We start from the raw sequence: 17,218 nt of genomic DNA, 5'->3' as shown, positions 1-17,218 counted from the left end.
ATTCCGTTTCATAGCTGCCAGCCATTCTGGAGACAAGCATGCAGAACCGCCAGCCCAATTCCTCACGCCGGAGCTTCTTCTCCGGCGCCGCCACCGTAGGGGCTGCAGCCGCAGCCGTCGTGGCACTCCCCCATGTAGTTCCCTCAGATGCCGTCGTGTCTGAACCCGCTCGGGTGGCGCCAGAAAAAGGCGGTGGCTATCACCTGTCTGCGCACGTGAAGCAGTACTACAAGACCACCCAACTCTGAAGCGGGGCGTGCCATGTTGCTAACCAAGAAGTCCTCCCACGCTGCGCAGGTCGCATCGTCTCCTTTTGTGCACAGCTTGCGCCGTGGCCTGTCGCAGGCGCTGCCCACGATGGACCGCCGCTCGTTCCTGCGCCGCTCCGGCCTGGGGGTGGGCGTGGGTATTGCGGCGTCGCAGCTCACGCTGGTCAAAAAATCCAATGCTGCCGAGGGTGCCAAGGTGGGCATCGGCGACAGCAAGATCGAAGTACGCCGCACCATCTGCACCCACTGCTCGGTGGGGTGTGCGGTGGATGCGGTCGTCGAAAACGGCGTGTGGGTGCGGCAAGAGCCTGTGTTCGATTCGCCCATCAACCTGGGCGCCCACTGCGCCAAGGGTGCGGCACTGCGTGAACACGGCCACGGGGAGTACCGCCTGCGCTACCCCATGAAGCTCGTCAACGGCAAATACGAGCGCATCAGCTGGGACACGGCCCTGAACGAAATCACGGCCAAGATGAAAGAGCTGCGTGCCGCCAGCGGCCCGGATAGCGTGTACTTCGTCGGCTCGTCCAAGCACAACAACGAGCAGGCCTATCTGCTGCGCAAGTTTGTGAGCTTCTGGGGCACCAACAACTGCGACCACCAGGCGCGCATCTGCCACTCGACCACCGTGGCAGGCGTGGCCAACACATGGGGCTATGGCGCCATGACCAACTCGTACAACGACATGCAAAACAGCAAGGTCGCTCTGTACATCGGCTCCAACGCGGCCGAGGCCCACCCGGTGAGCATGCTGCACATGCTGCACGCCAAGGAAACCGGCTGCAAGATGATCGTGGTGGACCCACGCTTCACCCGCACCGCAGCCAAGGCCGACGAGTACGTACGCATCCGCTCGGGCACCGACATCCCGTTCCTCTTCGGCCTGCTGTACCACATCTTCAAGAACGGCTGGGAAGACAAGAAGTACATCAACGACCGTGTCTATGGCATGGAGAAGGTGCGCGAGGATGTGCTGGCCAAGTGGACTCCCGACAAGGTGGAAGAGGCCTGCGGCGTCAAGGAAGACCAGATGTTCAAGGTCGCCAAGATGCTGCACGACAACAACCCTGGCACCATCGTGTGGTGCATGGGCCAGACCCAGCACACCATCGGCAACGCCATGGTGCGTGCCTCGTGCATTTTGCAACTGGCACTGGGCAATGTGGGCAAAACAGGCGGCGGCACCAACATCTTCCGCGGCCACGACAACGTGCAAGGTGCCACCGATGTCGGTCCCAACCCCGATTCGCTGCCCGGCTACTACGGCCTGGCCGAAGGCTCGTGGAAGCACTTCGCCGCAGTCTGGGGGGTGGACTTCGAGTGGATCAAAAAGCAGTACGCATCGCCCGCGATGATGACCAAGAGCGGCATCACCGTATCGCGCTGGATCGATGGTGTGCTGGAGAAGAATGAGCTGATCGACCAGGACTCCAACCTGCGCGGCGTGTTCTTCTGGGGCCACGCGCCCAATTCGCAGACCCGTGGCCTTGAAATGAAGCGGGCCATGGACAAGCTGGATCTGCTCGTGGTGGTGGACCCGTACCCCTCGGCCACCGCCGCCATGGCCGCTATGCCCGGCAAGGCCGAAGACCTGAACCCCAACCGTGCGGTGTACCTGCTGCCAGCCGCCACGCAGTTTGAAACCAGTGGATCGTGCACGGCCTCCAACCGTTCCATCCAGTGGCGCGAGAAGGTCATCGAGCCGCTCTGGGAGAGCCGTTCGGACCACATGATCATGCACCAGTTCGCTGAAAAGCTGGGCTTCGCGGCCGAGCTGTCCAAGAACTACAAGATGCAGAAGGTCAAGGGCATGGACGAACCCGTGGTCGAAGACATCCTGCGCGAAATCAACAAGTCGGTCTGGACCATTGGCTACACCGGCCAGAGCCCTGAGCGCCTGAAGGCTCACATGCGGAACATGCATCTGTTCGATGTGAAGACCCTGAAGTCGAAGGGCGGCAAGGACAAGGAAACTGGTTACGACTTTGGTGGTGACTATTTTGGCTTGCCATGGCCCTGCTACGGCACGCCGGAGCTCAAGCACCCTGGCTCGCCCAACCTGTACGACACCTCCAAACACGTGATGGAAGGCGGCGGCAACTTCCGCGCCAACTTCGGCGTCGAGAAGGATGGCGTCAATCTGCTGGCCGAGGACGGCTCGCATTCGGTGGGCAGCGAGATCACCACGGGCTACCCCGAGTTCGACCATGTGCTGCTGAAAAAGCTGGGCTGGTGGGACGACCTGAGTGACGCCGAGAAGGCCAAGGCCGAAGGCAAGAACTGGAAGACCGACCCTACGGGCGCGATCATTCGCGTGGCCATGAAGCATGGCTGCCATCCGTTTGGCAACGCCAAGGCCCGCGCTGTGGTGTGGAACTTCCCCGATGCCATTCCGCAGCACCGCGAACCGCTGTATGGCACCCGGCCCGATCTCATGGCCAAGTACCCCACCCACGACGACAAGAAGACCTTCTGGCGCCTGCCCACGCTGTACAAGAGCGTGCAGGAGAAAAACGTGGCGGACAAGGTGCACGAGAAATTCCCGCTCATCCTCAGCTCTGGCCGTCTGGTCGAATACGAAGGCGGTGGCGAGGAAACCCGCTCCAACCCCTGGCTGGCCGAGCTGCAGCAGGAGTCGTTTGTCGAGATCAACCCCAAGACGGCCGCAGACCGGGGCATTCGCAACGGCGAGCGTGTGTGGCTCAGTTCTCCCACTGGCGCCCGCATCAACGTGCAGGCCCTGGTCACCGAGCGCGTGGCGCCCGATACGGTGTGGATGCCGTTCCACTTCTCGGGCCGCTGGCAGGGCGCGGACATGCTGGCTTATTACCCCAAGGGCGCGGCGCCTGTGGTGCGCGGTGAAGCCGTGAACACCGCAACGACGTATGGCTACGACAGCGTGACCATGATGCAAGAAACCAAGACCACGATCTGCAACGTGGAACGCGCCTGATCGCGCCACGCAAGGAGACACACATGGCACGAATGAAATTCATCTGTGACGCAGAGCGCTGCATCGAATGCAACGGCTGCGTGACCGCCTGCAAAAACGAACACGAGGTGCCCTGGGGCGTGAACCGCCGCCGCGTGGTCACGCTCAACGACGGTGTACCGGGCGAAAAGTCCATCTCGGTCGCGTGCATGCACTGCAGCGATGCACCCTGCATGGCTGTTTGCCCCGTCAATTGCTTTTATCGCACCGAAGAAGGTGTGGTGCTGCACGACAAGGATGTGTGCATTGGTTGCGGCTACTGCAGTTACGCCTGCCCCTTTGGCGCGCCGCAGTTCCCTTCGTCCGGCACCTTCGGCGTGCGTGGCAAGATGGACAAGTGCACCTTCTGCGCCGGTGGCCCCGAGACCCACGGCAGCCAGGCCGAGTTTGAAAAATACGGCCGCAACCGCCTGGCCGAGGGCAAGCTGCCCGCCTGTGCAGAAATGTGCTCCACCAAGGCCCTGCTGGCGGGTGATGGCGATGTGGTGGCCGACATCTTCCGCAACCGGGTGGTGCAGCGCGGCAAGGGCGCCGAGGTGTGGGGCTGGGGCACGGCCTATGGTTCACAACAGGCAGGCCAGCCTGCAGGAGGCAAGTCATGATGATGAAGCGTCTTGTTCATTCGGCCCTGGCCGCCGCTGTGGCGCTGGTGGCGCTGACCGCCTGTGGCGAGAAGCCGCAGACCGGCGCGGGCATCCGTAGCGATGCAGCTCCCTATGCAGGTACGGGCAGCAATTTCATGCAGCCCGGCTGGAAGGCCGGAGACAAAGCCGGTTGGGAAGCGCAGTTGAAGGCGCGTCAGCTGTACGGCCAGAACGAATACACCCGCACCCAGTCCAAGTGAGGCCCGCCATGAAACACATCATGTGGTCCCTGGCTTTGGCGGCGGGATGTGCCTGGGGGCCAGCGGGTGCCCAGGCTCCGGCAGCGCCAGATGCCGCCGCGCCTGCGGTCACGGCACCGGCTGCTCCCGCAGCGACCGGCGGCATTCAAAGCCAAAGCATTTTCGAGGTCAAGCCAGACGCCAGCGCAGACCCCAAATACGCCGAGCAGACCAATGGCGAACGCGCCAAGGTACAGCCCGGCAACAACGCGCCCATGTGGCGCCAGGTGGGGCAGGGCGTGACGGGCTACAGCAGCCTGCCTAAAAGCCAGGCGCCCGAGGCGGGCAACCTGATCCAGCCGTTCGTGCAGTACCCAGGCTCGCGTTTCACCAACGCAGGCGAGGCATGGCGCCAGGTGCGCAACCACTGGATCATTCCTTACGGTGCGGCCTTGTTTGCCATCGTGTTGCTGGCGTTGGGCATCTTCTACTTTGTCAAAGGTCCGCTGGGGCATGAGCACCCTGACGGCACCGGAGCCCGCCGCATCGAACGCTTCACACCTTTCGAGCGTGCTGCGCACTGGTCCAATGCCTTTGCGTTCATCGCTTTGGCCATCTCTGGCATCGTCATGGCGTTTGGCAAGTTCTTCCTGCTGCCCATCATGGGGGCCACGTTGTTTGGCTGGCTTACGTATGCGCTCAAGAACGTGCACAACTTCATGGGACCGCTGTTTGCTGTCTCATTGCTGGTGATCATCCTTACCTTCGTCAAGGACAACATCGCCAACCGGGCCGACTTTGTGTGGCTGTCCAAGGGCGGCGGCATGCTGGGGGGTGACCACCAGGTTCCTTCCCACCGCTTCAACGCCGGCGAGAAGGGCCTGTTCTGGTGGGGTATCACCATCCCCGGCATCTTTGTGGTGGCCACCGGCTTGGTGCTCGACAAGCTCATTCCTGGCTTTGGTGACGTGCGCGGCGACATGCAGATCGCCCACATGATCCACGCCACCCTGGCGATCTGGATGATGGCGCTGATCTGCGGCCACATCTACATGGGCACGGTGGGCATGCGCGGCGCCTACAAGGCCATGAGGACGGGGTACGTGAGCGAGGGGTGGGCCAAGGAGCACCACGAGCTTTGGTACGACGACGTGCAAGCGGGCAAGATTCCCCGCCAGCGCAGCGCCAACCCATCCGCAGCCGATGCTGCAGCTACACCATCTGCGGGCCAGCCCGCGCAGGTATGAGGTTTCGCACCATGATGCAATTTTCTCGATCTTCCCTGCTGGCGTTGTGCGCGGCCAGCGTCTGTACCCTGGCATCGGCCAAGCTGCCTGCGCCTTCACCGGAGGCTGCCGCCAAAGCTGCCGAGGCGGCGGCCAAAGCCGCCTGGGCCGGCAAGGTGGACAACTACAAGTTGTGCCTGTCACAAGACCGTGTGGCGGCCCACTACCGCAAAACCACGCCAACAGCCAAGCCTGCAACGGCAGCAGGCGCAGGGTGCACCGACCCCGGCCCCTTCGCCTACACACCGCCTGCTGCCAAGCCCATTGAAGCGGCGGGTGCCCATTCGCCACCGGGCACAGCCAGCAGCCCACCCAGCACGCTGGCACCTGCCGCAGCTGCGTCAGCGCCCAAGTCCTGACGCCAGCCACTGTCCCGCCGTCAAAAAGAGCCGCGCCCACTTGGTGGAGCGCGGCTTTTTTGTGGTGGTCGCAGTACGTGCATTTCCCCGATTCAGATGCCCCATGCCCCGCCTTGGGGAGAGGTACTGCGTATATTCGCCCCATGTCTCTTTCATCACCTTCCGCCTCCCCGGCTGCGCCCGTGCTGCCGCGCCTGACGCAGGCGCATGCGCCCCTTACCCACAGCGTGGAGGTCGTGAACGAACTGGGCGAGCGCGAGCAGGTGCAGATCCCCGCCGAGCGGCCGCTCACCATCTATGTCGACAAGCGTGAACTCGTCACCCTCATGACCCTGGGCGCGCAGCCGGAACTGCTGGTGCTGGGCTATCTGCGCAACCAGCGGCTGGTGGAGTCCGTGTTCGACATCGAATCCATCACCGTCGACTGGGAGGTGCACGCCGCCGCCGTGCGCACGCGCCACGGCATTGCCCGCATTGAAGAGCGCACCGCGAGCAAAGTGGTCACCACCGGCTGCGGCCAAGGCAGTGTGTTTGGCGGGCTCATGGACGAGGTGGACCGCATCACCTTGCCTGAGGCACGCCTGACCCAAGGCGAGCTGTACGGCATCGTCAACGCCATCCGCCTCAAGGAAACCACCTACAAGTCCGCAGGCTCCGTGCACGGTTGCGCCTTGTTCCGGGGGGAGGCGCTGCTCACCTTTGTGGAAGACGTGGGGCGCCACAACGCCATCGACACCATTGCAGGGTGGATGTGGATGAATACAGATGGCAAGGGTCCGGAAAGTGGCGTTTCCTCCACGCTATCCGGCGGCACGCCTGCAGAAAATGCTGCTTCGGAGAGCCTGCACGCGCCCATGTCCGGTGCAGACAAGGTGTTCTACACCACGGGCCGACTCACCAGCGAAATGGTCATCAAATCTGCGCAGATGGGCGTCCCCATCGTGGTGTCCCGCAGCGGCATGACCCAGATGGGACACGCCGTAGCGCAGCAACTGGGCCTGTGCGCCATCGGGCGCGCCACCAATCGCCGGTTTGTCTGCTACAGCGGAGCAGATCGGCTGGTGCTGCAGCCGGAGCTGGCGCAGGTACCCGTCGTACCGGTGGCCAGGGGCGGAGCTGGAACTGCCTCCTGAGGAGGCGGGGCTGTGTGAAGGGGGCGTTACGCGATTTCGGGAAACATCGCAGTCCGAACTACCGGCTGGTGGTTGAAAGAAACCGCTCCCACAATGGCATGATCGCCCCATGAAAGACCTGAACGCCAAGAGCGCCTGGGCCGATACCCTGCCCAGCCAGTGGGGGCCCGAGTCCGCCAAGATCGAAATTCCCTTGGGGGAGCAGCCGCCCGCGCCGTCTGCCGGCGCCGCATCCACCATGGCCCCGGCTCCCGCCAAGTTGTCCCTGTGGGACTGGATGCGCGAAGGCCTGCGGGCCGCGTTGTTCCTCTCGCCGCGCACTGCTGCTGCAGCGCCTTCACCCTGGCAGGTGCTGGTGCTATCGCTGCTGGGTGGCGCGTTGCTGGTGGGGGCTGCGCGGTTTCAGGTAGCGGGGCCTGTGCAGTTCAATCTGCGGGGCTGGCTGGCGCCGATGTGGAGCAGCCTGGTGCTGATGTGGCTGGCCTGGTGGGCCATGGCCCCGGCCCAGCGTGCGGCGGCACAAGAGCCCTCGGAGGGTGTTTCGGGGCCTTCGGGCGGGCTGGCGGCCTGGTATGTGTTGTCGGCGTGGGCTCCGCTGGCGCCTTTGTTGCTGCTGTATGTCTTGATGGGGGCCGTGGCGCACAAGCCAGACCTGTGGGGCGGGGCGGTGGCTGGCAATATTTTCTGGGTGGCCTATGGCGTGCTCACGCTGTGGGTGCTGGCCACGCTGGTGGTGGTGAGTGCGCGCTTCATCCGCTCGCGGCTGCGCACGGCCATCTTTTCGGTGGCCATGGCAGCCGTGATCGGGGTGGGCATGTGGCAGTTCCAGGACCAGCCCTGGGAGCTGGACGCCTTGGCCGCTGCATCTGCCCAGTCGGGCGAGGAGGGGCAGGCACAACCGGAGCCCGCGCACCTTGTCCTCTCGCAGGCAGTCTTTGAAAACCAGCAGGCGCTCTGGGATCGGCAAGTGCAGGCCCTGCCTGCTGGCCGCGATGGCGTGGCGGATGTCTATGGGCTCGTGTTCGCCCCCTACGCCAGCGAAAACGTGTTCCGGCGTGAAAGCACCATGGTCAGCACGCTGCTGCAAGAGCGCTTTGACGCCCAGGGCCGTGTGGTTCACCTGCTCAACCACGCAGAAACCGCCGATACGCATGCCTGGGCCACGCCGCAGAACCTGCAGCGTGCCATCGCTGCGCTGGCCCAGCGCATGGACCGCGACAGCGATGTGCTGGTGATCTACATGACCTCGCACGGTGCGCGCAACCATGAGTTGGCGGCCTCGCACTGGCCGCTGGAGGTGCCCCCCGTCACGCCCGAAATGCTGCGCGCCATGCTGGACGAGGCGGGCATCCGCCACCGCGTGATTGCCGTGTCGGCCTGTTTCTCGGGCGGCTGGATCGAGCCCCTGGCCACCGACAGCAGCCTCATCATGACCGCCGCCGATGCCACGCACACGTCGTACGGCTGCGGCACGCGCTCCGAGCTGACCTTCTTTGGCCGCGCGGTCTTCCACGAACAGCTGCGCCAGACGCATTCGTTCACCGAAGCCTTTGCCAAGGCCGTCCCCGTGATTGCGCAGCGCGAGGTGGAGGCGGGCAAGCAAGACGGCTTCTCCAACCCGCAGATCCATGTGGGCGCGCAGATTGTGCCGGTGCTGCGTGCGCTGGAGCATCGCCTGCAAACGGCAGAGGCAGAAGGCAGCGCGGAGGCCCAGGTGGCCGCAGCGGGCGCAAAGCCCTGAGCTTCGCCAGAGCGTTCCATTTGCGCTAAGGTTCAGCGCCATGAACCTGTCTTTTTTACGCTTGGGCTGGCGCACGCTGGCCCGTGACCTGCGCGCGGGCGAGTTGCGGCTGCTGATCGTGGCCGTTACGCTGGCGGTGGCAGCCCTCACGTCGGTCGGTTTTTTTGCCGACCGCCTGCAAGGTGGCCTGCAGCGCGATGCCTTGCAGCTGCTCGGGGGCGATGCCGTAGTGGCCAGCGACAACCCCACGCCCCCCGCCTTTGTCGAGCAGGCCAAGGCCCTGGGCCTGCAGACCGTGACCACGCTGGGCTTTCCGACCATGGGCCGCGCCAGTGACGCCCAGGGCGGCGCCAGCAAGCTGGTGGCGCTCAAAAGCGTGCCCCCGGGCTACCCGCTGCGTGGCAGCCTCAAGGTGGCAGACGCCCCCGGCGCGCTCGACCAGCCCACCCGCGACATCCCGGCGCGCGGCGAGGTGTGGGTGGATGCCCCGCTGCTCGAATCGTTGAACCTGGCGATGGGCGACATGCTGCTGCTGGGCGATTCGCAGCTGCGCATTGCACGCATCATCGTGATCGAGCCCGACCGCGGCGCCGGTTTCATGAGCTTCGCCCCACGGGTGATGGTGAACGAGGCCGACCTGCCCGCCACCGGCCTGGTGCAGCCCGCAAGCCGCCTGACCTACCGCTTCGCCGTCATCGGGTCGGCCCCTGCGGTCAAGGCGTTCAGCGAATGGGCTGTTGCCGAATCGAAAAAGCCCGACGTGCACGGCGTGCGCGTGGAGTCGCTCGAAAGCGGCCGCCCGGAAATGCGCCAGACGCTGGACCGCGCGCAGAAATTCCTGAGCCTGGTGGCCCTGCTGGCAGCGCTGCTGTCGGCCGTGGCCGTGGCCCTGGCCGCGCGCGGCTTTGCGGCCGAGCACCTGGATGCCTCGGCCATGCTGCGGGTGCTGGGCCAAAGCCAGCGCACCATCGCGGGCGCCTACACGGCCGAATTTGCGTTGGTGGGCCTGTTTGCCAGCTCATTGGGCGTGGCGCTGGGCTATCTGGTGCACTACGCCTTTGTGCTGCTGCTGGCGGGCCTGGTCGAGTCGGCCCTGCCGCCGCCCAGCCTGTGGCCTGTGGCGTTTGGGCTGGGCATGGGGCTCACGCTGCTGTTTGCCTTTGGTCTGCCCCCTGTGCTGCAACTGGCCCAGGTACCGCCGCTGCGGGTGATCCGGCGCGACGTGGGCGGGCTCAAGCCTGCCTCGCTGGCGGTGCTGGGCATTGGGGTGGCAGGCTTTGCCGCCTTGCTGCTCACGGTCAGCAGCGACATCACGCTGGGCCTGATTGCCGTGGGTGGCTTTGCCGGGGCGGTGGCCCTCTTTGCCGGGCTGTCGTGGGTGGCGGTGAAGCTGCTGCGCAAAAGTGTGAACGAGGCTACCGCGCCCCGCTGGCTGGTACTGGCCACACGGCAGATTTCTGCGCGCCCGGCCTATGCCGTGGTGCAGGTGAGCAGCCTGGCCGTGGGGCTGCTGGCGCTTGTGCTGCTGGTGCTGCTGCGCACCGACCTGGTGGACAGCTGGCGCAAGGCTACCCCGCCCGATGCGCCCAACCGTTTTGTGATCAACGTGATGCCCGACCAGGCCGACGCCTTCCAGCAGACGCTCAAGGACGGTGGCGTGGCCAAGTACGACTGGTACCCCATGATCCGGGGCCGCCTGCTGGCCGTGAACGGCAAACCCGTGGGCCCGGCCGACTACACCGACGACCGCGCCAAGCGCCTGGTGGACCGTGAGTTCAACCTGTCGAACGCCGTGGAGGCACCGCCCCACAACCAGGTGGTGGCCGGTGCCTGGACGCCGGGCGAAGAGGGCGCGATCAGCGTCGAAGAAGGCATTGCCGAAACCCTGGGCCTGAAGATGGGCGACCGCCTGCTGTTCGACATGGGCGGCGTGCAGAACGAGGCACGCATCACCAGCCTGCGCAAGGTGGACTGGGGCTCGATGCGGGCCAACTTCTTCGTGATGTACCCCGTGGCCACCGTCAAGGACGTGCCCGTGACCTACCTGGCGGCGTACCGTGCGCCCGAGACCAACGGCTTTGACAACGGCCTGGTGCGCCAGTTTCCCAACATCACCAACGTAGACATGGGTGCCACCATTGCCCAGGTGCAGCGCGTGCTGGAGCAGGTGATCCGCGCGGTCGAATTCCTGTTCGCCTTCACCCTGGCTGCTGGGCTGGTGGTGCTGTTTGCCGCCGTCACGGCCACGCGCGAAGAGCGTGCTCGCGAATACGCCATCATGCGTGCCGTGGGCGCCCGCGCCAGCCTGCTGCGGCAGGTGCAGCGCGCCGAGCTGATGGGCGTGGGCCTGCTCGCGGGCTTTCTGGCCAGCGCCGTGGCGGTGGGCGTGGGCTGGGCGTTGGCGCGCTTTGTGTTCGACTTCACCTGGACGGCTGCCCCCTGGGTGCCCCTGGCGGGCGCCGTGGCTGGGGCCTTGCTGGCGCTGGCTGCGGGCTGGTGGGGCCTGCGTGAGGTGTTGCTGCGCCCGGTGGTCGATACGCTGCGGCGCTCGGCAGAGTGAGCAGGTGCATGGCCTTGGCCTGTGTTGTAGTTGATTTGCTATATTTTCGATAGCTTGTTGCGCTTTATGGATAAGCGCTAGGGCCTGTTTTGCTATGAATTCTGATACCCCCCAAGCTGGTAGCGAAGGCACCGAAGCCGTGGCTGCCGTCATCCCCTTCGAATGGATCGGTGGCGAAAGCCGGGTGCGCGCGTTGGTCGAGCGCTTTTACGACCTGATGGACCTGGAGCCAGGCTACGCGGAGCTGCGGGCCGCCCACGGCAGCGACCTGGGTCAGGCGCGGCAAAAGCTGTTCATGTTCCTCTGCGGCTGGCTTGGCGGTCCCTCGTACTACACCGACCAGTTCGGCCACCCCCGGCTGCGCGCGCGCCACATGCCGTTTTCTATCGGTATCAAGGAGCGCGACCAGTGGGTGGCCTGCATGGACCAGGCCATGGGCGAGACCGGCGTGCCTGCAGACCTGCGCGCGCGCTTGAAGGAGAGCTTCATGGGCACGGCCGACTGGATGCGCAACAAGGGCGTTTGACAACCGCTGGGGTTTGGTGGGCGTGCATCCGCTGTGCTGTGCGCTGTTTTTTGAGAAAAGGAGCTGTTTTTTATGTCCCGCGATGCCCGTTTTCAGGAACAGGCCCAGGCCCTGGGCTACAGCTTCGATGGCGAGATCAAGATCGGCGGCAACTACGTGCCGCTGGTCCGTGATGGGCACCACATCTACCTGAGCGGGCAGATCCCGCGCGTGGGCGACACCGTGGTGGTCACAGGTGCGGCCGGCGCAGATGCGACGCTGGCCCAGGCGCAGACGGCGGCCAAGGTGTGTGTGATGCGCGCGCTGGCCCTGCTGCAGCGCGCGCTGGGCTCGCTCGATGCGCTGCAGGCTATCCTGCGCATCACCGTGTATGTGCAGTCGGCGCCGACATTCACGCAGCAAAGTGAGGTGGCGGACGGCGCTTCCGAAGTCTTGTTCACCGTGCTGGGCGACGCCGGGGCACATACGCGCACGTCGGTGGGCGTGCTGCAACTGCCCAAGAACGCGACGGTCGAGGTGGACCTGATCGCCACCGTGGCACCCACGGCCCTCTGACCACCCAGCACCAGACGCCAGACGCCAGGGGCCAGGGGCCAGGGGCCAGGGGCTGCGCACGTACCCTGGCAGAAACCGTAGGAGAGCCCGATGACCATGACGGAACCCGTTCACCGTGGAAGCTGCTTGTGCGGCGGCGTGCGCTACGAGACCACCGCACCTTTGCAGGCCGCCTCGCACTGCCACTGCTCAATGTGCCGCAAGGCGCATGGCGCGGCGTTTGGCAGCTATGCCAGCGTGCGGCGTGAGCACCACCGGTTTGTGTTGGGCCAGGCGCTGTTGCGCACCTACCAGTCTTCGGCCCAGGTCACACGCACGTTCTGCTCGGTGTGTGGCTCGCCCCTGCTGTGGCACAGCGAGGGCGCCCACGCCGACTGGGTGGCCGTGCCGCTGGGAACGCTGGACACGCCCTACGACACGCCGCCCCAAAAACACATCTACGTGGACTCCAAAGCCCCCTGGGTGGTGATCGGGGATGGCTATCCGCAAGAGCCGCAGGGGTAGGGGCCATGGCGGTCAGAGACCTTGTTGATCAGGACCTTCCGCAGGTGTATACCTTGCTGGTTGCGCACGGCTGGTCGCACCGGCTAGGCACCCTGTCGAAGTTCGAGGCGCTGGTGGCTGCGTCGCAGTGCAACCTGGTGGCGCTGCACGGGGACGAGGTGGTGGGCTATGCGCGCGCCATTACCGACGGGCCAAGAGCCTGTTTACGATCTCCCAGGGGTCGCGCAGCGGTCTTGGCGGGATGGAATGCAAGGCGCGGTGCGCAGTGGATAGCCCGGCTATCCACAAGCGCTGCAACGCCGCAGACCACCCGCAAAGACCACTGCCCGAAGGGTTGAAGCGAAATCGGGCGATTAGACGCCCCGGCTGCTTGCATGGGCATGAGCCCATGCGGCGCATCCGAAGCGTCCACTCATCCCGATTGCGCTCCAACGCGATCCCCTGCGAGATCGTAAACAGGCTCTTCGCAATGGCTATCTGTCCATGCTGGTCGTGGCCCCTGCGTTTCGGGGCCGGGGGCTGGGGCGCGCGTTGGTGCAACAAGCATTGGTCAAGGCGCCCGCAGCCACCTGGGTGCTGCGCGCTGGCCGTCCAGGTGCATCCGAATTTTTTGCGAGAATGGGTTTTGCTCCGTCGGCGATTGCAATGGAGCGCGCACGCTCCACCTGACACGCTTGAATCCCATGAACCACCCGCGTTTCAATGTTTTTGGCCGCATCGTCGAGGTGCGGCGCGAAGGTGCGCTGTGGCAGGCCTACCGTGTGGGCGGCGATGGCAAGCGCACCCCCTCCGGTTTTGTGATTCCGGATTTTGTGCAAGAGCATGAGCTGGTGCAGTTCCTCGAAGACCTGTTCCACGAAAGTGCCTCGCCGCACAACGGCGACGTGCACCGCATCGACTGACATCCTGACGACGGGGTGCCGCGTCACACCGCTGTCAAACCCCTGCCAGACACTCGGTCCCTTCTTTCACCCAGGGACTGTTCATGTCTGCGCGAACTCCAATCCATTCGGTTCTTTCTTCGCACATGTCGCGCCGCGTGGCCGCGCTAGGCATGGTGGCACTGGCGGCCTCTCTGGCTGCTTGCGGTGGCAGCGACGACAGCAATAGCAATGCAGGCGCCACTGCCACGCTGGCCGTGCTGGAGACCACCGACCTGCACTTCAACGTGCGCAGCTACGACTACTTCAAGCTGGCCGAGGACAAGAGCTATGGCTTTGAGCGCACGGCCACGCTGGTGCGCGCCGCGCGCAAGGAGTTTGCCAACACGCTGCTGGTGGACAACGGCGACACCATCCAGGGCACGGCGCTGGCCGACTACGAAGCCACCATCAACCCCATCGGCTGCACGCAGCAGCTGTCCATGTACAAGGCGATGGGCGCGCTGGGATTTGACGCGGGCACGCTGGGCAACCACGAGTTCAACTACGGCCTGCCGTTCTTGAACCAGGTGCTGGGTGGTGGCCTGGAGGTGGACGGCGTGGATGCTGGCAAGAAGTGCGCGGGTGCGGGCTTTCCGATGGTGCTGGCCAATGTGACCAGCAACAAGACGAACAAGCCGCTGGTGCAGCCCTATACCGTGCTGGAGCGCACGATGGTGGCCAAGGGCGCGGACGGTAAAGAGGTGAAGCTGCCCATCAAGATCGGCGTGATCGGCTTCACCACGCCGGGCATCATGAGCTGGGACAAGCGCTACCTCGAAGGCAAGGTGACCACCCAAGGCGCGGTAGAGACCGCCAACAAATATGTGCCCGAGCTGCGCGCCAAGGGCGCCGACATCGTGATCGCGCTGCTGCACGGCGGCATGGACAGCGCGGCTTACTCGCCCACCATGGAGAACCCCGGCCTTTACCTGTCCAAGGTTGCAGGCATCGATGCGATGGTGATGGGCCACCAGCATGGCGTGTTCCCTGACACGGCGGTTACCCCCAGCTTCAATATGCCTGGCGTGGACCACAAGGCAGGCACCGTGAATGGTGTGCCCGCTGTGATGGCCAGCTCGTGGGGCAAGTCCTTGGGCGTGGTGCAACTGGCATTGCAGTGGGATGGTGCCAAGTGGGTGGTCAACAAGTCCGCCAGCAAGAGCGAGCTGCGCAACACCCAGAGCAAGAACGCCGCAGGCGCCACGGTGACTGTGGAGGCAGACCCCGCCATTGCCCCGCTGATCGAAACCCAGCACCAGGCGGCCATCCAGTACGTCAAAACGCCCATCGGCCAGACCGACTTCCGCATGAGCACGCTGTTTGCTGACGTGGGCGACCCGGGCGCGATCCAGATCGTCAACCAGGCCCAGCAGGCCTACGTGGCGGCGTATCTCAAGGCCAGCCTGCCGCAGTATGCGCAGCTGCCCGTGCTGTCGGTCAGTGCTCCGTTCAAGAGCGGCTTTCAGGGCGGCGCCGACTACACCGACGTGGCCGTGGGCCCACTGGCCATCAACAACGCGGCCGACCTGTACCTGTACCCCAACACCGTGTATGCGGTGAAGGTGAATGGTGGCGACATCAAGAACTGGCTGGAGGCTGCTGCCAAGCGCTTTAACCAGATCGACCCGGCCAAGACCACCGAGCAGCAGCTCATCAGCACCTTCCCGGGCTACAACTTCGACATGTTCACGACGGCCGATGTGCAGTACGAGATCGACGTGACCCAGCCCGTGGGCAGCCGCATCAAGAACCTGACCTACCTGGGCAAGCCCATCGATGTGGCGCAGGAGTTTGTGATTGCCACCAACAACTACCGCGCCACCAGCGGCAAGAGCTTCATCGACAAGCTCGATGGCTCGGGCACGATCTGGGCCTCACCCGATGCGAACCGGGATGTGGTGATTGACTACATCCGCAAGAACCCGGCGGTAACCCGCGTGGCCAACGGCGCGGCCAAGAGCTGGCGCTTTGCCAAGGCCACGGTAGCGGGCCCGGTGGTGTTCAGCTCGGGCGCCAATGCGCTGAGCGTGGCGCAGGCGGGCGGGCTGGCCAATGTGTCGCTGCTGGCGGCCGATGATGGATCGGGCAAGGGCACGTCGAAGTACGCGATAGACCTCTCGAAGTAAGTCTGGACGGACACAAATACCGCTCTTGGAGACAAAATGTTACGTGTTAGAGTGACTGCCATAGGCGGAGCAGGCTCCTATTCGACCCTCATCGCCCCCCAATTCTCTTTTTTGGAGTCGCTATGAACCGAACCGCTATTCGCCGCTGGGCCTGTGCAGGGCTGGGGTTGTTTTTCTCTGGGGCGGCGCTGGCTCAGCCAGCTTCCGGCGGAGTCATTAGCTTTGCACTGGCGTCCTCGATCCCGACGTTGTCTGAGTGGGGGATGCTGGCCTTGGTGGCCACCCTGGGGTTGCTGGCTTGGCATGCCTTCCGGCGCCAGGGGCAGAGCGGCAGGTTTTACTCGCTGCTGGCGGCAGCCGTGGGGGTGACCCTGGTGCTGGGCAGCGTCTTTGGTGCACGCAATGCGTACTCGAATGGCAGCATTGATGCAGCCAACTACATCGGGTCTTCGTACAACTTCCCGCCCGATATTGACGAGGTGGTCTACAACTCCGGGGACAAGGACGTGATCATCGTGAGCATTCAGGCGGCTTCGTCCGGGTACACCATCGTGCCGCCTAACACCTTGCCCCAGTGCCTGGTCGGTATGCGAATCCCTGCCCACAGCGCCATCCCCTTTTGCTACGTTCGGGTGGAGAGCAATCAGCTTTGACCGGACGCTTCGCCACGCGGCCCAATTCCCGACGCGTAGCGTTGGGATGATGTGGGAATTTTTGCTATCAAATATATAGCTGTTAGCGCTTTCCCATAAAGCGCTAGACGCTATTTTTGCAACATTTTTCGCGCGGAACGGAGCAGCACCACCAAGGCACCTGCTCCACCTTCATCCCCCCGGGCTTGCACAAAGGCCAGGACTTCATTCTTCTGCACCAGCCAGCTGTGCACCCGCCCTTTGAGCACAGGGCTTTTGCCGGGCGAGCCCAGCCCCTTGCCGTGCACCACGCGCACGCAGCGCAGGCCCGTCTTGTGGGCGTGGCGGATGAATTCACCCAGCGCCTCGCGCGCCTCGTCCACGCGCAGGCCATGCAGGTCCAGCTGGCTCTGGATGCTCCAGTGGCCCGCGCGCAGGCGGCTCGTCACCTCCACGCCGATGCCGGGGCGGCGGAAGCTCAACTGGTCGTCCGTGTCCAGCAGCGTGGTCACGTCAAAGTCGTCGCTGATGGATTCGCGCAGCACGCGCTCTTCGTCCAGCCAGTGCTGCACGGGCAGCGGCGGGGGCTGGTGCTTGCGCAGCCGCGCCACGTTGGGGTTGCGCAGCGGCGTGACGGGGCCCACGCTGCGGCTGAAGAGGTGGCGCTCGGCCTCGGCCCGGGCTGCTGCTTCGCGCCGGGCTTTCTCTTCGGCCTCGCGGCGTTCCTGGTCCTCGCGCAGGCGGCGGGCCACGGTGGCCAGGTCCTGCAGCTGGGTGATGCGTTCGCCG

Annotated in this window: 17 protein-coding genes; 16 read left to right on the top strand and 1 reads right to left on the bottom strand. The window is 64.8% G+C overall.

Going from position 1 to position 17,218, the window contains the following annotated elements:
• The first annotated feature begins 38 nt into the window (after positions 1–38).
• The 16 genes from NFX52_RS16920 to NFX52_RS16845 all read left to right on the top strand — a co-directional run bounded on the left by NFX52_RS16920 (position 39) and on the right by NFX52_RS16845 (position 16,450).
• A complete protein-coding gene (locus NFX52_RS16920) occupies positions 39–248 on the top strand; it encodes a formate dehydrogenase (RefSeq protein ID WP_055402831.1) in 210 nt (69 codons plus the stop codon).
• Between the two features lie 13 nt (positions 249–261).
• Positions 262–3,222 (top strand): formate dehydrogenase subunit alpha, encoded by a 2,961-nt coding sequence (locus NFX52_RS16915; protein ID WP_055402829.1) that lies wholly within the window; start codon positions 262–264, stop codon positions 3,220–3,222.
• A gap of 23 nt (positions 3,223–3,245) precedes the next feature.
• The gene (fdh3B, locus tag NFX52_RS16910) at positions 3,246–3,863 is read left to right on the top strand and encodes a formate dehydrogenase FDH3 subunit beta (protein WP_055402827.1); all 618 of its coding nucleotides are present in this window, start codon (positions 3,246–3,248) and stop codon (positions 3,861–3,863) included.
• Positions 3,863–4,105, top strand: coding sequence for a hypothetical protein (locus NFX52_RS16905; RefSeq protein WP_055402825.1), 243 nt, complete (start codon positions 3,863–3,865; stop codon positions 4,103–4,105). The genes fdh3B and NFX52_RS16905 overlap by 1 nt, the downstream gene beginning before the upstream one ends.
• An 8-nt stretch (positions 4,106–4,113) precedes the next feature.
• On the top strand, positions 4,114–5,331 hold the full coding sequence (locus NFX52_RS16900; RefSeq protein ID WP_055402823.1) for a formate dehydrogenase subunit gamma: 1,218 nt from the start codon (positions 4,114–4,116) through the stop codon (positions 5,329–5,331).
• Positions 5,332–5,342: 11 nt separating this feature from the next.
• The gene (locus NFX52_RS16895) at positions 5,343–5,729 is read left to right on the top strand and encodes a hypothetical protein (protein ID WP_055402902.1); all 387 of its coding nucleotides are present in this window, start codon (positions 5,343–5,345) and stop codon (positions 5,727–5,729) included.
• 143 nt (positions 5,730–5,872) lie between these two features.
• On the top strand, positions 5,873–6,862 hold the full coding sequence (locus NFX52_RS16890; RefSeq protein ID WP_055402818.1) for a formate dehydrogenase accessory sulfurtransferase FdhD: 990 nt from the start codon (positions 5,873–5,875) through the stop codon (positions 6,860–6,862).
• Between the two features lie 109 nt (positions 6,863–6,971).
• Positions 6,972–8,603, top strand: a complete 1,632-nt coding sequence (locus NFX52_RS16885) for a C13 family peptidase (RefSeq protein WP_207402026.1) — start codon at positions 6,972–6,974, stop codon at positions 8,601–8,603.
• A 40-nt stretch (positions 8,604–8,643) separates the two neighbouring features.
• On the top strand, positions 8,644–11,163 hold the full coding sequence (locus NFX52_RS16880) for an ABC transporter permease (protein ID WP_055402814.1): 2,520 nt from the start codon (positions 8,644–8,646) through the stop codon (positions 11,161–11,163).
• 94 nt (positions 11,164–11,257) lie between these two features.
• Positions 11,258–11,689, top strand: a complete 432-nt coding sequence (locus NFX52_RS16875; protein WP_055402812.1) for a group II truncated hemoglobin — start codon at positions 11,258–11,260, stop codon at positions 11,687–11,689.
• Between the two features lie 72 nt (positions 11,690–11,761).
• Positions 11,762–12,244 (top strand): RidA family protein, encoded by a 483-nt coding sequence (locus NFX52_RS16870; RefSeq protein ID WP_055402810.1) that lies wholly within the window; start codon positions 11,762–11,764, stop codon positions 12,242–12,244.
• Between the two features lie 90 nt (positions 12,245–12,334).
• Positions 12,335–12,748, top strand: coding sequence for a GFA family protein (locus NFX52_RS16865; RefSeq protein WP_082437688.1), 414 nt, complete (start codon positions 12,335–12,337; stop codon positions 12,746–12,748).
• A gap of 414 nt (positions 12,749–13,162) precedes the next feature.
• Positions 13,163–13,417, top strand: coding sequence for a GNAT family N-acetyltransferase (locus NFX52_RS16860; RefSeq protein ID WP_353848489.1), 255 nt, complete (start codon positions 13,163–13,165; stop codon positions 13,415–13,417).
• Positions 13,418–13,431: 14 nt separating this feature from the next.
• The gene (locus NFX52_RS16855; protein ID WP_055402809.1) at positions 13,432–13,650 is read left to right on the top strand and encodes a DUF7661 family protein; all 219 of its coding nucleotides are present in this window, start codon (positions 13,432–13,434) and stop codon (positions 13,648–13,650) included.
• Positions 13,651–13,775: 125 nt separating this feature from the next.
• Complete coding sequence (locus NFX52_RS16850; protein ID WP_369801424.1) at positions 13,776–15,797, top strand: bifunctional 2',3'-cyclic-nucleotide 2'-phosphodiesterase/3'-nucleotidase; 2,022 nt, start codon at positions 13,776–13,778, stop codon at positions 15,795–15,797.
• Between the two features lie 122 nt (positions 15,798–15,919).
• On the top strand, positions 15,920–16,450 hold the full coding sequence (locus tag NFX52_RS16845) for a midcut-by-XrtH protein (protein WP_082437687.1): 531 nt from the start codon (positions 15,920–15,922) through the stop codon (positions 16,448–16,450).
• Positions 16,451–16,560: 110 nt separating this feature from the next.
• Here NFX52_RS16845 and NFX52_RS16840 read toward each other — a convergent pair whose 3' ends face one another.
• Positions 16,561–17,190, bottom strand: a complete 630-nt coding sequence (locus tag NFX52_RS16840; RefSeq protein ID WP_238385821.1) for a Smr/MutS family protein — start codon at positions 17,188–17,190, stop codon at positions 16,561–16,563.
• Positions 17,191–17,218 lie beyond the last annotated feature (28 nt).

It is taken from the genome of Acidovorax facilis, assembly GCF_023913775.1.
In the GTDB taxonomy this organism is placed as follows: domain Bacteria; phylum Pseudomonadota; class Gammaproteobacteria; order Burkholderiales; family Burkholderiaceae_C; genus Acidovorax; species Acidovorax facilis.
Note: the sequence above shows the minus strand (reverse complement) of the source record. Positions and strands in the feature narration are given on the sequence as shown.

Coding starts and splice junctions, on each gene's coding strand:
- NFX52_RS16920 (WP_055402831.1), top strand. CDS start 39: ATGCAGAACCGCCAGCCCAATTCCTCACGCCGGAGCTTCTTCTCCGGC.
- NFX52_RS16915 (WP_055402829.1), top strand. CDS start 262: ATGTTGCTAACCAAGAAGTCCTCCCACGCTGCGCAGGTCGCATCGTCT.
- fdh3B (WP_055402827.1), top strand. CDS start 3,246: ATGGCACGAATGAAATTCATCTGTGACGCAGAGCGCTGCATCGAATGC.
- NFX52_RS16905 (WP_055402825.1), top strand. CDS start 3,863: ATGATGAAGCGTCTTGTTCATTCGGCCCTGGCCGCCGCTGTGGCGCTG.
- NFX52_RS16900 (WP_055402823.1), top strand. CDS start 4,114: ATGAAACACATCATGTGGTCCCTGGCTTTGGCGGCGGGATGTGCCTGG.
- NFX52_RS16895 (WP_055402902.1), top strand. CDS start 5,343: ATGATGCAATTTTCTCGATCTTCCCTGCTGGCGTTGTGCGCGGCCAGC.
- NFX52_RS16890 (WP_055402818.1), top strand. CDS start 5,873: ATGTCTCTTTCATCACCTTCCGCCTCCCCGGCTGCGCCCGTGCTGCCG.
- NFX52_RS16885 (WP_207402026.1), top strand. CDS start 6,972: ATGAAAGACCTGAACGCCAAGAGCGCCTGGGCCGATACCCTGCCCAGC.
- NFX52_RS16880 (WP_055402814.1), top strand. CDS start 8,644: ATGAACCTGTCTTTTTTACGCTTGGGCTGGCGCACGCTGGCCCGTGAC.
- NFX52_RS16875 (WP_055402812.1), top strand. CDS start 11,258: ATGAATTCTGATACCCCCCAAGCTGGTAGCGAAGGCACCGAAGCCGTG.
- NFX52_RS16870 (WP_055402810.1), top strand. CDS start 11,762: ATGTCCCGCGATGCCCGTTTTCAGGAACAGGCCCAGGCCCTGGGCTAC.
- NFX52_RS16865 (WP_082437688.1), top strand. CDS start 12,335: ATGACCATGACGGAACCCGTTCACCGTGGAAGCTGCTTGTGCGGCGGC.
- NFX52_RS16855 (WP_055402809.1), top strand. CDS start 13,432: ATGAACCACCCGCGTTTCAATGTTTTTGGCCGCATCGTCGAGGTGCGG.
- NFX52_RS16850 (WP_369801424.1), top strand. CDS start 13,776: ATGTCGCGCCGCGTGGCCGCGCTAGGCATGGTGGCACTGGCGGCCTCT.
- NFX52_RS16845 (WP_082437687.1), top strand. CDS start 15,920: ATGAACCGAACCGCTATTCGCCGCTGGGCCTGTGCAGGGCTGGGGTTG.